Below are 14,267 nucleotides of genomic sequence, written 5' to 3' on the forward strand. Positions count from 1 at the left end.
TGGGTCATCAGAATGACTCGGTCTTTTCTTTTTTTGACTTTCTTCTTCTCATGCCTACTGTTAATCAACTTATTCGGAAACCTCGACAAAAAGTAAAAAAGAAGAGTAAATCCCCTGCTCTGCTTTACACCATGAATACCCTCCGCTCCGTTGCTGTTCCTCTTCGAAAAGGAGCACCACAAAAGCGTGGAGTCTGTACTCGTGTTACGACAATGACACCGAAAAAGCCAAACTCCGCTCTCCGAAAAGTGGCTCGTGTTCGTTTGACCAACGGAATGGAAGTAAATGCCTATATCATGGGAGAGGGTCACAATCTTCAGGAACACAGTGTCGTTTTAGTTCGTGGAGGACGTGTAAAAGACCTTCCTGGTGTTCGATACCATATTGTTCGCGGTTCGCTTGATACTGAAGGTGTAAAGAATAGAAAACAATCACGAAGCCGATACGGAACAAAGCGTCCGAAAAAATAATCCCTCTTCTTTTTTTCAAGAGATATGCCGCAAAAGCGAGCCACATTTATTCCTTCTCAATCCTCAGATCTTAAAGAGGCGTTCATCAACTGCCTCATGCTTGATGGGAAAAAAAGCGTTGCACGAAGGGTGCTCAAAGACTGCTTTGAAGTACTTCAAAAAAAGGATCCCAAAAAGGACACCGAAGAGCTCTTTGAATTTGCCGTTCGAAATGTAATGCCAAATATTGAAGTGCGTCCAAAACGTGTTGGAGGTGCTATTTATCAAATTCCAGTCGAGGTTCATCCAAAGAGACAGCAAACCCTTGCTATGCGTTGGATTGTTCAAGCCGCACGATCAAAAAAGGGAATGCCTATGGCAGATCGCCTTGCTCTTGAACTTCTTGATGCCTCAAATGATACTGGTACTGCTTTTAAGAAAAAGGAAAATGTAAAAGCAATGGCAAAGGCAAATAAAGCATTCGCTCACTACGCACGCTTCTAATAGGAATAAAGTTCGAAAAGCACCATCACCACCTCTGCAAGGGGTGGTGATTTTTTAAAAGAAAACTCAAAAAGAATAGCAAACAACTTTCTTCAAAAATTGTTTTTTCTTTCATTTCGTGAAAAAATGGGACGAATCTTTTTCCAAGATATGACTATCCTTCTCAAAAGTGCAATCTTTGGTATTGGAGCATTTGTCTTTTTCCTTCTTCCATCTCCTCTTTTTGCCGCCCAAGAAGAGCCTATTATTTATGTCTATTCCCAAGAAACCTGTGGAGTGTGTCAGAGTCTTTTTGAATTTCTAGAAAGTGAGTATCCCAACGTAGAAGTTCAGAAACTCGATATTCACGCCAATTCAGATATAGGCGAAGATTTTAATGCCTTTGCCGAGTATTTTGAGCTTAGCAAATCTACACCGCTCGCTCTCGTTGGGAAGATTGTCATTAATGGATTTGGAAACGGAGACCGATTTCGCACAGCTCTTGATATTTCCGATACGTATTTGACACCAGAGGAGGCAATGAGTGATCCATGTGTACGAGTATTTGGTCGAGCAGAGCCTGTAGATCAACAAACCTGCACTGAACACCTCAAGGAATTAGGAAAAACAGAAAGTACAGCAAAAACCTGTGAAGATGGAAGCACCTGCGAAGCTCCCGAACTTCTTGATCCGCTTGCGGGGGTGAGTGTGCCTTTTGTTGGTCGAATCATTTCAAGCGAATGGTCACTCCCCGCTCTTTCAGCATTTCTTGGTCTTTTAGATGGTTTTAATCCGTGTGCTATGTGGGTGCTTGTCATCTTTCTTGTCACCCTTATTCAAATTGGCGATCGCTTTAAGATGTTCTTGGTAGCAGGAACATTTTTGGTGGCAGAAGCAGTAATGTACACTATTATTCTTGTGGCATGGCTCGCTTCATTTGGATTTTTAATGGAACTGGATTTCGCAGGAATGAAAGAGATCATTTCCGCTGCTGTAGGAGTGATTGCCATTGGCGCAGGAGGATTTTTTCTGTGGGAAGGAGTCTTTACCGACGGAACCTGCAAGGTGACCAATATGAAACAACGACAAAAAATAAGTGTTCGCATTCAGAATATCGCTAAAAATCCCATTAATTGGGGAATGTTTGTTACTATTCTCGGACTCGCACTTTCGGTAAATATTATTGAATTTGCATGTAGCGTTGGCTATCCACAGGCGTTTACCCTTATTTTAACGAATTCTGGAACCTCTGGAATTGAGCTTGTTATGAATATTGCCATCTACATTTTCATGTACATGTTTGACGATCTTATAGTTTTTGGGATTGCCCTCTACTCTATTGAAAAAATCGGCATTACACACAAATTTTCCCGTGCCACAAATGTTATTGGAGGAGTTCTTATGCTTCTTCTTGGACTTATTTTACTTATTAACCCAGGGCTTCTTAATTTCTAACGATATACGCTGGGAACCTCTCCACGCTTTTTCAAGAGGAGGAGTCGCCACTGGAGAGACACCCTAAGACGCACCATCTCGGGATACTTCCAAAAAAATTGAATTTTCTTATCAGAGAGATCATCCCCTTCTGGTCTTGGAGACAAAAGAAAGTAAGCAAATGTTTCCGAAAAATCTTCCACGGGACTTTTGGTGGCATATTCAGTGAGAAATGCATTTGGATATTTTTTCCCTAAACGTAAAGCAATACGAGAATATTCATCCGAATCCTCCGCCTCTGAAAGTTCGTAGAAGTCATTGCCATATCGATCCCAAAATTGATTGGTAAATGCCTGCAGAAAAGAGGTTGTATTCTCTCCACATTGTTCAAAAAGTGCCTCTTGTGCTTGCTCTTCAGGAGAAGTGGCAATAAGATGTGCAAATTCATGAAGAATATTATACACAATATCATCTGCATCCGCGGGGTCAATTTCTAAGCGAACATTTCCCGTACCTTCCATGGGAATTGAAACAAAACCGGTTTTCCCTCCAGTACCATCACTCACAAATCGAATCTCTACAAGATGAGCGCGGAAAGACTTTGGAATAAGCTTCTCGATAAAATTCCAGTATTTTTCATGCTCAACAGTGTCTTTTTGAAAACGAAGGAGCTCCGGTGGAACATTGTAAAAAACAGGATGAGCGAGTTCCCCTTCCTGAAGGGAATATGTGACAATAGGAAGAGAATTCTCTGAAACAAATCTGCCAAGGACAGATGAAGAAGAAACTGTTTTTGGTTCACCGAAAGATACTATGTCTTTCTCGATTATCGAGAGGAGTGATGGGCACGATGTTTTTTCATCACAAAAAAAATGACATTGCCCATCTCGATGCCAAAAAATTTCTCCAAAAAAACAGGAAGGCTCTTTCTCTTTAAGTATCTCCCGATAATATCCGCAAGTAAAGTTTTCGGAAGCGAAAGAAGGCTCTGAAAAAACAAAGAACGATGCCCCCAAGAAAAAGAGTGCGATTTTCATGCAAATCAAAAAGATCAGAAAAATCCTTTCATTTTCCCTTGAAAAAGAATAGGATAGAGAACGATTTTTTTTGAAAAAAATGAAAATGGTTCTCGCAAAAGGGATGTCCCTCCTTTCTTTTGTTGTAATCCTCTCTGCATGTACCGCGCCCACAGAAGGTCAACAGGGAAAGGGGCTCTCAGAAGATCAAGTTCGGAAAATTGTAGACGAACGTGTTCAAAAATTGCTCGAAGAATCCTCTAAAAATCCAGAGGGTATGACTGATGAGCAGTTTTTTGCAAAGGTAGAAAAAGGTATTGATCAGTACATCCAAAAACAAGAAGAGGATGCGAAAAAGGCTCAAGAGCAAGAAACACAACGCATAGAAAATTATTCTATTGATGATGATCCAGGGATTGGTGATCCTAATGCACCAGTAACAATTATTGAATTCTCCGACTTTCAGTGTCCATTTTGCGGACGCCACTTTCAGGAGGTGTATTCTCAGATAAAGGAAAAGTATATTGATACAGGAAAAGTACGCTATGTTTTTCGGGATCTCCCCCTCATCCAGCTTCACCAAAATGCCATGTCAGCATCAGTTGCTGCGAATTGTGCACTTCAGCAGGGCGGAGAAGAAGCCTATTTTAAATTTCACGATGAATTCTTTTTGAACCAACAGTCACTTGGGGAACAGTTTTATAAGGACACAGCAAAAAAGTTTAATTTAAATATGGATGACTTTGACGCCTGTATTGTCGCAAATGATACTTCTGAGATTGAGAACGACATGAAAGATGCGCAGTCCTACGGAATGACCGGAACTCCAGGGTTCCTCATCAATGGCTGGCCAATTCGTGGTGCATACCCTTTTGACGCATTTCAGGAGATTATCGAGCGAGAACTTTCAGCGGGAACAGAAAAATAACACAATGCGATAACGAGCTTCTAAAAACCCCTCATAACACGTGAGGGGTTTTTATTTTGGTCTAGACTAGTTAAGAGATTTTTTTCGTAATGTCTCCAATATTTTATCATAGAGTTTTTTATTCCGATAATTGAATCGGAATTCTGTTTCTTTTAAATGAAGAAAGAACTTTCTCTTTCTGAACTCCGTTGAACTTCCTCAGTCTTCTTTTTGATATAATTCCAAAAGGATTCAATACTGTTGATATGTTTCTTCCTTCTCGCAAATTCATTCTTTCCGTGGTGTACTCGATAGTGCTTCTCGAATCCAAAATCCACCAGTCCGTCATATGCCTTCCAACCATCAGAATGGACATGAGAATCTGGCGACACTTTCCCTCTGATTATATGCACCAGACTCTTTGCTTTGGCATCGGGAACAATCTGCGAATAGACTTTCCTTCCTCGTTTGAGAAGCCCAAAGACGATTGTCTTTCCTCCTGCTCCTCTTCCTCTTTTTCCTCGGATTCGAGTCGGACCAAAGGAGCTTTCATCGAGCTCAAACTCACCGGATTCTTTGCCTTGGGCGATGGAATAGAATGAAAATCTTTTTGCTATTCTTTTAAAAATTCTGAAGAATTTTTAAAATTTACTACTCAAGAGCCATGAAAAAATAGGGCACTGTCAACAATTTGTTCCCAAAAAAACCCTCTTCTTTATGGACTCAGATATATTTTCTTCTCTCCGAATCAAAAACAACATATTCTTATTCCTGCCTGATTTTTCAAACATGATTCTCCCCATTTTTCTTGCTCTTCTTCCTGCCATTTTTTGGCTCGTTATTTGGTATAAAAAAGACAAAAAAGAACCCGAACCAAAACAAATGATTCTCCTTTCATTTTGTCTTGGGTTTCTGGCGGCACTCCCCTTTTTTATTCTTCAATGGCAAGTTGAGCATTCTCCAAATCTCCTTTTCCTTTGGAATAATTTTTCTGCTTTTCTCCTTTTTCCTGCCATTATTGGAACCATAGCACTCGCATTTTTAGAAGAAACTGCAAAGCATTTTGCAGTCCTTCGCCTTGGAAGTCGTCTTCGTATTCATTTTAACCAGATCGTAGACGGTATTATCTATTCTGTTTCTGCGGCACTCGGTTTTGCGTTTGCAGAAAATATTGCCTATTTCTTTACCCTGCTCACATATTATTCAACCTCTAGCCCTGAATTTTGGAATATATACGCTTTTCGAAGTCTTGGAACTCTCTTAGGACACACACTCTTTTCGGGGGTTTTTGGGCTCTTTTGGGGACATGCATTTCTCTCACAATCTGTTACTTCAAAACATTCGGTCTCCGTAAAGAGTTTTTTTCGAAAGGTGTTAGAAACTTTGCGATTTCATATTATTTTTTCGCATATTCTCCAAGCAAGACAATCTCTCCGCGGACATGAAAAAAGTGATCTCGTCCGAGAGGCACTCTTTTTGGCAACTATTATTCATGTGCTTTTCAATCTTCTTCTTATGGCAAAACTCTTTGGACACTCCCTTACCTTTCTTGTCGTGCCACTTCTTCTTTTTCTTTTTGTCTTCCTCGGAAAGCAATTTCTTGTTCCGAGGAATGTTCGCATTCTTCATCCGATAGAAACATAGGCAGATATTGTTTCAAAAAAGAAAACCGGCTATTCTCCTCACCAGCACTATGAAAAGCGCCCCCCTCTTCTCGGTCGGCATTGTTTTTCACGAGCAGGAAAACATGTTGCCACGAGCCATATCCTCTCTTCTACAACAATCATTCCCCCATTTTGAGCTTTTACTTCGTGATCAAAGCCCTTCAGGAAGTGCTTCTGAATGGCTTCAAAAAAGAATTCCAAAAGAAATGGAAGACTCTCGTATTCGTCTTTTTCAAGGAGAAAATCTCTTTCATTCTGGGGGACACAATGCACTCATACATAAAATGTGTGGAACCGCCTACTGTTGCGCTAGCAATGATATGGAATATGACAATCGGCTTTTAGAAGTATTTGCAAACTCACTTCAAGCGCATCCTGAGGTTGATATATTTGTGCCAAAGCTTTTTCGCTGGGAAAAAGGAAGGATACAAAAGATCGATTCCTGCGGTATTGGACTTACAAAATCGAATTTTTTCTTCGATATTGGTCATGAAATGCCAGATTCGGAGCAATACAATATACAACGAGAAGTATTTGGCGGAAGCGGTGCGCTATTTTGTGTTCGAAAAGACGCACTCGAAAGTATTCGAAACGGAAGCGAGTATTTTGACGAACTCTTGCACTACAAAAATGATGTAGATCTCATGTATCGATTTCAATGGCTTGGAAAAAAGTCCCTTTTTCTTCCAGAGGCAATAGCATGGCATGCGAGGCATGCGCGAAAAAATGGGAAGAAGTCTGTTTTTATAAAGGAATCATCACTCTTCGGACAGATTGTTCTTCTTCGAAAACACGTCTGGAAAAAGCTCCCTTTCTCCGTTCAAATATTCTCGGGTATACGCATTCTCCTTGTGCTCATGGTTCTACTTGTAACATCTCCCAAAATCCTTTTTCGTGTTTTTACAGTACTCAAAACAAAAGAAAAGGAAATCAGAAAAAAAACGGCATTAATTTCAAAAACAGTTCCTCCAGAACAGATATGCTCTTTTTTCGAGAGAATATGAGGCTTGATATTATTATTTTAAATACATCAAAAGCAAAACGAGTTGTGCAAAATGTCCAGCTTCTTCTTGAGCAGAAAACGAACTTTTCGTTTCAAATTGTTGTTGTTGATAACTCAGAAAATCCCGAGCAAATTGAAATATTGATGACATCACTCATGCGCCGCCCTAGCATTCGACTCTTACTCTGCCCAAAATCGTTTGGGTATCCGCATGGAAATAACTGGGGAGCACAACAAGGAAGCGCAGAATATATTGCGATTATCAATCCTGACATTTTTTGCCACAAACCAACAACACTTCAAAAATGTATTGATTATCTTGATATGCACAAAAATGTTGGCGTTGTTGGACCGAAACAAAAAAATGAAGACGGATCGCGCCCCATCACGATACGAAAATTTCCAAACCTTTTTCTCCAAATGGCAAGACGGTCTTTTTTGCGGAATCTTCCCAGAATACGAAAATATGTAGAAGCAGATGAAATGCGACATATAAATCCAGAAAAAATACAAGAGGTGGATTGGATTCAGAGTTCTTTTCTTATTATTCGTCGATCTCTTTGGAAAGAAATTGGTGGTTTTTACGAGCAATATTTTCTCTTTATGTCTGATGCAGAACTCTGTCTTGAGACATGGAAACACGGAAAAAAAGTTATCTATTTTCCAGAGGCAGAAGTCACCGCAGATGGAAAACGATGTTCAGAAGGAGGATTTTTGACACTTTTCCAGAAGTGGACACTTCGGCAACATGTTCGAGATGCGCTTCGATATTGGTGGATTCATCGAAAAGAAGATCCTTCGCTTTTTCGAATATCATTGGGAGAAAAAGGAGAATAATCGTTTCTGCGTCTAGAATGGAAATTCTTATATTCAAGAAATGAGATTTTATGAAACAATTGAACAAGAAAAACCAATAGCCTCAAAAAAATACTCCTGCTATACTCCCCTTGTTTTTTTCTTCTTCCATGCGTTCGCTTTTTTGGAAAAGTTCTTCTGTTGCCTTTTTCGCCCTCCTGATCATTCCATTTTCCTCAAGTTTAGCAGAATCGGGAGATATTCTTTCTCCAACGGTAAAGATTATTCCCCACACCCTCACAAAAAACGGAAATGTGCTCGAGACTGGTTTTGCCTCTGGAACCATTCTCTCTGCTGATGGATTCGTTCTGACAAATCACCACGTCGTAGTAGATGAATGGGACGAGCCAGAAGATGCGTTTGCCATCTGTGTCGTGCGAGATGAGAAAAAAGCACCAGAGTGCCATTATCAGGCAGTACTCATTGGCAAGAATAAAAAGCTAGATGTTGCGCTATTAAAAATTCTTCCAAATGATATTTTCGAAAATCCCGCCCCAGAATTTCCATTTCTCAAGCTTTCGTCAGAAAATGACCCAAAAACAGGAACACGAATTCGTATGGTGGGTTTTCCGGGAATTGGTGGAAAAACGATCACTGAAACAGAAGGTCAAGTGAGTGGATATGATGATCGCGAAGGTATTCAACAGATGAAAACCGATGCTGTTATTAGCCCAGGAAATTCGGGAGGAACCGTTCTCACAACAGAAAATGAGTTTGTTGGTGTTCCGTCCTATCTCCAGTCGGCATACACCAGTATTGGCTATATTATTCCCGCAACAGAGATTAACTCATGGCTTCAGGAGACTATAAAAAAAGAAACCGAGCGGAATCCACTTGCAGAAAAACTTCTCCAAAAGCAACTTCTTCTCACCTCTGAACTTTTCGAGGAGAATGTCTATTCTATGCCACAATTTCCATACCTTGAAGCAGATGTTCCCTCATCTTGGGATATAGTATTCGCAAATGATACAAATCTCTCACTCTCTTCGCCAGTAGAGGGAAATGCTGTTAGAATTCAGATAAGCGCGAGATACTCCTCTTTCAAACTCGATGAAACATTTCTCGAATTTATACTCGAGAAAATCGAAAAAAATAGCCATTTTCTCGCACAATACAAAAGAGAAAAGGGAGCATTTGGACCATTTACCGGATACGACATCACCTTCGATAATGATTCGAAAAAGAGTCATATTTTCCTCGGTATATCAGAAAACGTTATTCTTACGCTTTCATCACAAATTCCGCATGAAAATGAAGCGCAAAGCGAAAAAGTTATCAATGAATTCCTCAAAAAAATTCGATTCCTTTCGCAAAAAAATGAAACGCCGGAAAAACTCCAATCATTTTCTCGTGAGTACCCTGCTATTTCCATACAAGCATTTGGAGATATGTACATAAACTCTCTTGTAGATAACACCGAAGATGATCTCGTTCTTTCGTGGGAAACGCCAGAATCGTATGATCTTACTTTCTCCCTTTATCACGAACGCATTCCAGAAGACATAAAAGGACTTTCCCGAGAAAAAATGCTAGAAGAAATGATTCGCTATCAAAGGTCAGATCTTTTAAATCAATATGAAAATGTAATGATTGATGGACTCCCAGGATTTGCCTACACGATTTCCGCAGAAGGAGATAAGTATGGAAAAGACCATAAACAAACGGTTGTGTATTTACTTGATGGTGATTATTTCTTTGAGTTTCTCTACGACGACCTCTCGGAAGAATATGAAAAACGACTCGGAAGCTTCCTCAAGACACTCGAAAGCTTTACATATAGTGGCGATCAAACAACAGAAGAAAAAGGCATATACAATATTCCAAACTTCACCACCGTTTACGATGATGTTCGGTATCATTTGTATGAATCGGAAATTACTGCGCTTGCGAGTAAAAACATATTAGCCTTTCCCGAAAGCAATTTTTTTCCGGAGATTGATATGGGAAGAATGAAGGCGCTCGCTGCTATTATTGAAGCGAAAAAATTTGTCGAAGAAGGACAGAATATCACAAAAACCACGGAGGGGCTAAAAAAGACAGGATCAACGTCCGACTTCTTAGATGTTACGGAAGTAGAAGAAGAAAAACTCCTTGCCTTTGCATTGGAGAAAAAAATTATCTCAAAAGCTGATCGATTTTTTCCAAAAAAAGGAGTAACACTTGCAGAAACACTCAAAATGCTCTGCACCCTTTTTGAAATTCCCGTATGGAACCCACCATATTCCGACAATGTCGAATGGTACGTTCCATATATGTATAGAGGAATGCTTCTCGATGTTCTTCCGCCAAACGTAACACACGACACAGTATTAAGTCGCGGAGAGTTCGCCCATGTTCTCTATCGCTTCATTCAGACTGCTGGAGAGCGATACGATTTTTAGGGGTGACGCTTTCTGAAAAAAATGTGACACTCTCTCGGTCTTTTTCTCTCTCACATCATGAGCACACTTCCGAAAAAATCTCCCGATCGACTCTTCCGATTTGCCCTTACCTTTTTCCTTGTGTGGCTTGGGCTCACACTCCTCATCCCAAAAACAGAACAAAAAACGGGAGATGTGGGGGCGGTTTCCATCACTTCGAAAAAAGAAACATATCCAACGGGTCAACTTGTAACGTTTGAAATTAAGAATCCAACGGAAAAAGAAATTGATGTTCGTGTGGATTTGGAAAAACGAGAAGACGGAGAATGGAAATCACTTCCAACACCACAAGAGGATTTTGTGCTTCAAGCAGGAGAGAAAAAACCTGTTTCGTTTTCTCAAGAGAATATAAAGCTCTTTGGAAGCGCTGGAAAATTTCGGGCAAGCCTTGAGGCAACAAATGGTGATTTTCTCGCGGAAAATGAGTTTACCGTGGAAGAGGCTGGATTTTTTCGTTCTCTTCTTCGTGCCATTTTCTACCGCCCTATTTATAACGCCCTCATTATTTTTCTCGATCTCACTGGAAAACATCTCTGGATCTCCATCATCCTCCTTACTCTTCTTATAAAGTTTGCGCTCCTTGTTCCGAGTAAAAAGGGAATTCTTGCGCAACAAAAAATGCAAAAGATTCAGCCAGAAATTGATGAACTCCGGAAAAAGTATGAAAAAGATCCTCAAAAACAAGCACAAGAAATGATGGAACTCTGGAAAAGACATAAGATAAATCCTGGAGCGGCACTTTGGCCAGTACTCCTTCAATTTCCTGTCCTTATCGCCCTCTTTTTTGTTATCCAAAATGGGTTTTTGCCACACGCCGCCTTTCTCATCTACCCGCTCCCCTTCTTAAGTGATTTTACATTCTCTGGAGTGAATTACCAATTCCTCTGGCTCCATCTCAACGAACCAGATCCTTACTACATTCTGCCGGTTATTATTGGTGCACTCCAGTTCTTCCAAATGTTCCTCATGAAGAGTCGGAACAAAAAACAGAAAGTGACACAGGGAAAGAGTGAAGAGCCTTCTCAACAGGAAATGATCATGAATATGATGACATATATTCTTCCTGGAGTGGTCGTGATCTTCTCTATTGGTCTTCCTTCTGCAGTAGGACTCTACTGGGGAATCTCCACCATCTTTGCTTTAGCACAACAAGAAATGCTCAGAAAAACAGGGAATACCGAGAAGAAACACGAGCAAAAGTCAAAAAAGTACCCTTCTGATTCGGAAAAGAGCAAGAGGATTCGGGCATAAAAGCTTCTCAGAGACTTTGCAATCTCTTCTCTAAAAACGAGATTATCCAGAAGTTCTGTAAAAGTTTTCGTATTTCTCTGGGAAATGACAAAAGAAAAAGGAATGTACGAGTGCGGTGCCTGCGGGAATATTTTTCCAAAATGGTCAGGGAAATGTCCTTCTTGTCATTCCTGGAATACCATTGCAGAAAAAACACCAGAAATCGCAAGAAATGGAGGAGGAAAACAAAGAGGAGTCCTTCTCTCTGCGGAAAAATCACATTCCCCAGGCGAAGAACGAAAGCGAATGGGGGTCGGCATACAAGAAACAGACCGTGTCCTCGGCGGAGGACTTTTTCCCGATTCTCTCACTCTTTTGGTGGGGAATCCTGGTATTGGAAAATCGACCCTCGCCCTCCAAATGGCACGAAATATTGCCCTTCAAAATCCACAAAAACCCATCTTTATTATTTCTGGAGAAGAATCGGGGTTTCAGGTGCTTGAGCGTGCAAAACGCCTTGGTACCGTTCCGGAAAATCTCAAGGTATCTACTGGATTTCGGATTGAAGACGTTCTCGAAACCGCAGAACAAGAAAAACCAGCATTTCTTGTCGTCGACTCGGTGCAGACCTTTTCTTCGGGGGAAATTCCAAGTGCTTCAGGTTCTTTGCCACAAATTCGCGCCGTCACCGAAAGCCTTATGTATGTCGCAAAGGCAAAACATATCCCAGTACTTCTTATTGGACAAGTCACGAAAGGTGGCGAAATGGCAGGACCGCAACTTCTCGCGCATCTTGTAGATGCTGTATTGCAATTTGAAGGAGATGATCGACATGAACTCCGGATGCTCCGCGCACTCAAAAATCGTTTTGGAAGCACGAGTGAAGTCGGCATTTTTGAAATGACAGAAGTCGGTCTTCGAGAAGTAATGAATCCTTCAGAGGTTTTTCTCTCGGGCAGACTTCCAGGAGCTATTGGAAGCGTTATTTTTCCAGCAGTAGAAGGACAACGCCCATTTTTGCTCGAAATGCAGGCACTTACTGCTACCACACCATTTGGACTTCCCAAACGTTCTGCAAGTGGATTTTCGCTCGCACGACTTTCCCTTCTTCTTGCCGTTCTCGAGAAACACGCTGGTATTCGCCTCTCCTCACTTGATGTTTTTGCCAATGTAGTTGGCGGACTCAAAACAGAAGAGCCAGGGGCAGATCTTGCGATGTGCCTTGCTATCGCGAGTTCCAAAACAAAAAAGGCAGTTCCAGAAACCTTTCTCGCACTCGGAGAAATAGGACTTTCTGGTGAGGTTCGCGCTATTTCTCAACTCGAAAAACGACTTCGAGAAGGAGAGAAACTCGGCTTTACCGATGCTATTCTCCCCTCTTCGCACAAAATACCAAAAACGTCATTGCAACTTCATACAGTGAGAACCGTTGCAGAGGCAGTGGGAATTTTCTGAAGATAGGCAGTCGCCAGATCAAAACAGGCAATGGAACCAAAAGAACCCCGTATTGCTCTCTCATACGATTTCTGGAGAAAACGAACAAGCTCCTTCCTGTTTTCAGTGATGGTCACAATACTCGCTCCAGTGAAAGTTTTTCCCTCCGAAAGACCCGCAATATGAATTTCAGGAAAACGAGAAAGGAATTCGAGTTTCTCTCTTCTATTTTCCAAATCCCCAAAAATTCCAAGTCCTCCCAAGAGATACACCGTCTCCTCAGAAATATCAGTGATGATATTATCGAGCGGACTCCCCCCTCCCCATCGCAAATTTACATCACCAACAGGTGTTTTTTCTTCATGAAGAAGGGCATCCGCAGAAAAAACACTCGTAACACCGTGGCTCTGAAAGATTTTAAAGAGGGTATTTAGAATTTTTTCCTGATTTTTTTCAACAAGAGATTGAATCTTCGGAGAAACGATACTATGGTGATATGAGAATGCTCCACACCAATCCCCATGATGATCGGTAAGCTGAATTTGCGGTGGAAATGCGACCGGAGATCCTTCTTCTGGCACCATTCCATGAAAGGAAACATCAGTAAAATCGTGAAGTTGAGGACAGAGAATAACTCCATATTTATAATCCTCGTGATCAAGAAGATTTTTAAGGTCTGATGAGCAATACGCTACTCGTTGCCCTTTTCCCGATCCTCCATCAGTTGGTTTTAAGCGAATAGGAAAAGGAATTGTTTTTCCCTGTACTGTAATACTTTCAGGGCTTTCTTTTTCGACAGAAATAGTTTTTGGAAAACAAAAGACACTATTTTCCTGAAGCAATTCTTCTGGAAATTCACCACTATAAAGCCAATCTTTTGTATTGAAAGGAATATTCTTCAGGAGACTTGGATGAAAAGCGCTCCAAGGATCTTCTTTAGAAAGAGGAAACGGTTCATTCACAATAAGCGAGTGTGTTCCCAAAAATCGATTTGCCAAAAGCTCATGAAGTCTTTTGAAGTGAAATCCATCTTCTCCAAAAAATTCATTTTTATCTACAATTCGCTCTGGAAAAACATCGGCATTCCACACCCCTATCCGCTGAGAAAAATCAGATGTCCATTCTCCATAGCGATCTCTTTGTTCTTCAGTAAGGAGAAGAGGGGTAATATTCCCTCTTGGCGCCACCTGAGCAAGAGAACGAGGAGGAAAATTATCTTTTACAAAAAGAGGGCTTTCCTTCATTGCCAAAGGGAATCGTTGAGGATTGAGAAAAGCATAAAGTGCAAAAAATTCCGTGGAAGATTTTCTATTAAAAACAGTATTATAGAGATACTGGAGCGATGGCTGATTTTTTGAATTTTTCATAAAAG

The 14,267-nt window shown here is 40.8% G+C and carries 12 protein-coding genes and 1 pseudogene; 10 read left to right on the forward strand and 3 right to left on the reverse strand.

Annotated elements, in window-relative coordinates; genetic code table 11:
- The first annotated feature begins 50 nt into the window (after positions 1-50).
- From rpsL to IPN35_03730, 3 genes are all read left to right on the forward strand, one after another.
- Positions 51-470 carry a 30S ribosomal protein S12 gene (gene rpsL, locus IPN35_03720; GenBank protein QQS58685.1) on the forward strand — a complete coding sequence of 140 codons (420 nt, stop codon included), beginning with the start codon at positions 51-53 and terminating at the stop codon, positions 468-470.
- A 24-nt stretch (positions 471-494) separates the two neighbouring features.
- Positions 495-953 (forward strand): 30S ribosomal protein S7, encoded by a 459-nt coding sequence (rpsG, locus tag IPN35_03725; GenBank protein ID QQS58686.1) that lies wholly within the window; start codon positions 495-497, stop codon positions 951-953.
- Between the two features lie 150 nt (positions 954-1,103).
- Positions 1,104-2,387, forward strand: coding sequence for a thioredoxin family protein (locus tag IPN35_03730; protein ID QQS58687.1), 1,284 nt, complete (start codon positions 1,104-1,106; stop codon positions 2,385-2,387).
- Here the strand turns inward: IPN35_03730 and IPN35_03735 are convergent.
- Positions 2,384-3,403: a hypothetical protein gene (locus tag IPN35_03735; protein QQS58688.1), complete on the reverse strand. Its 1,020-nt coding sequence runs from the start codon at positions 3,401-3,403 to the stop codon at positions 2,384-2,386. The genes IPN35_03730 and IPN35_03735 overlap by 4 nt on opposite strands.
- A 79-nt stretch (positions 3,404-3,482) precedes the next feature.
- On the opposite strand from IPN35_03735, the gene IPN35_03740 reads away from it, so the two are divergent.
- The gene (locus IPN35_03740) at positions 3,483-4,310 is read left to right on the forward strand and encodes a DsbA family protein (GenBank protein ID QQS58689.1); all 828 of its coding nucleotides are present in this window, start codon (positions 3,483-3,485) and stop codon (positions 4,308-4,310) included.
- Positions 4,311-4,376: 66 nt separating this feature from the next.
- On the opposite strand, the pseudogene IPN35_03745 reads toward IPN35_03740, so the two are convergent.
- Positions 4,377-4,861, reverse strand: a pseudogene (locus IPN35_03745) (IS1595 family transposase).
- 217 nt (positions 4,862-5,078) lie between these two features.
- Here IPN35_03745 and IPN35_03750 point away from each other — a divergent pair.
- The 6 genes from IPN35_03750 to radA all read left to right on the forward strand — a co-directional run bounded on the left by IPN35_03750 (position 5,079) and on the right by radA (position 12,916).
- Entirely contained in the window at positions 5,079-5,933 is an 855-nt protein-coding gene (locus tag IPN35_03750) for a PrsW family intramembrane metalloprotease (protein QQS58690.1), read from the forward strand.
- 49 nt (positions 5,934-5,982) lie between these two features.
- Positions 5,983-6,957: a glycosyltransferase family 2 protein gene (locus IPN35_03755; protein ID QQS58691.1), complete on the forward strand. Its 975-nt coding sequence runs from the start codon at positions 5,983-5,985 to the stop codon at positions 6,955-6,957.
- Positions 6,954-7,793 carry a glycosyltransferase gene (locus tag IPN35_03760; GenBank protein QQS58692.1) on the forward strand — a complete coding sequence of 280 codons (840 nt, stop codon included), beginning with the start codon at positions 6,954-6,956 and terminating at the stop codon, positions 7,791-7,793. Before IPN35_03755 ends, IPN35_03760 begins: the two co-directional genes overlap by 4 nt.
- A 128-nt stretch (positions 7,794-7,921) precedes the next feature.
- Positions 7,922-10,192, forward strand: a complete 2,271-nt coding sequence (locus IPN35_03765) for a trypsin-like peptidase domain-containing protein (GenBank protein QQS58693.1) — start codon at positions 7,922-7,924, stop codon at positions 10,190-10,192.
- A 57-nt stretch (positions 10,193-10,249) separates the two neighbouring features.
- Entirely contained in the window at positions 10,250-11,482 is a 1,233-nt protein-coding gene (locus tag IPN35_03770; GenBank protein QQS58694.1) for a membrane protein insertase YidC, read from the forward strand.
- Between the two features lie 84 nt (positions 11,483-11,566).
- Positions 11,567-12,916 (forward strand): DNA repair protein RadA, encoded by a 1,350-nt coding sequence (radA, locus tag IPN35_03775; GenBank protein ID QQS58695.1) that lies wholly within the window; start codon positions 11,567-11,569, stop codon positions 12,914-12,916.
- On the opposite strand, the gene IPN35_03780 is transcribed toward radA, so the two are convergent.
- A complete protein-coding gene (locus tag IPN35_03780) occupies positions 12,874-14,262 on the reverse strand; it encodes a hypothetical protein (GenBank protein QQS58696.1) in 1,389 nt (462 codons plus the stop codon). The genes radA and IPN35_03780 overlap by 43 nt on opposite strands.
- Positions 14,263-14,267 lie beyond the last annotated feature (5 nt).

The sequence above is a fragment of the Candidatus Peregrinibacteria bacterium genome, from assembly GCA_016699755.1.
GTDB lineage: Bacteria > Patescibacteriota > Gracilibacteria > CAIRYL01.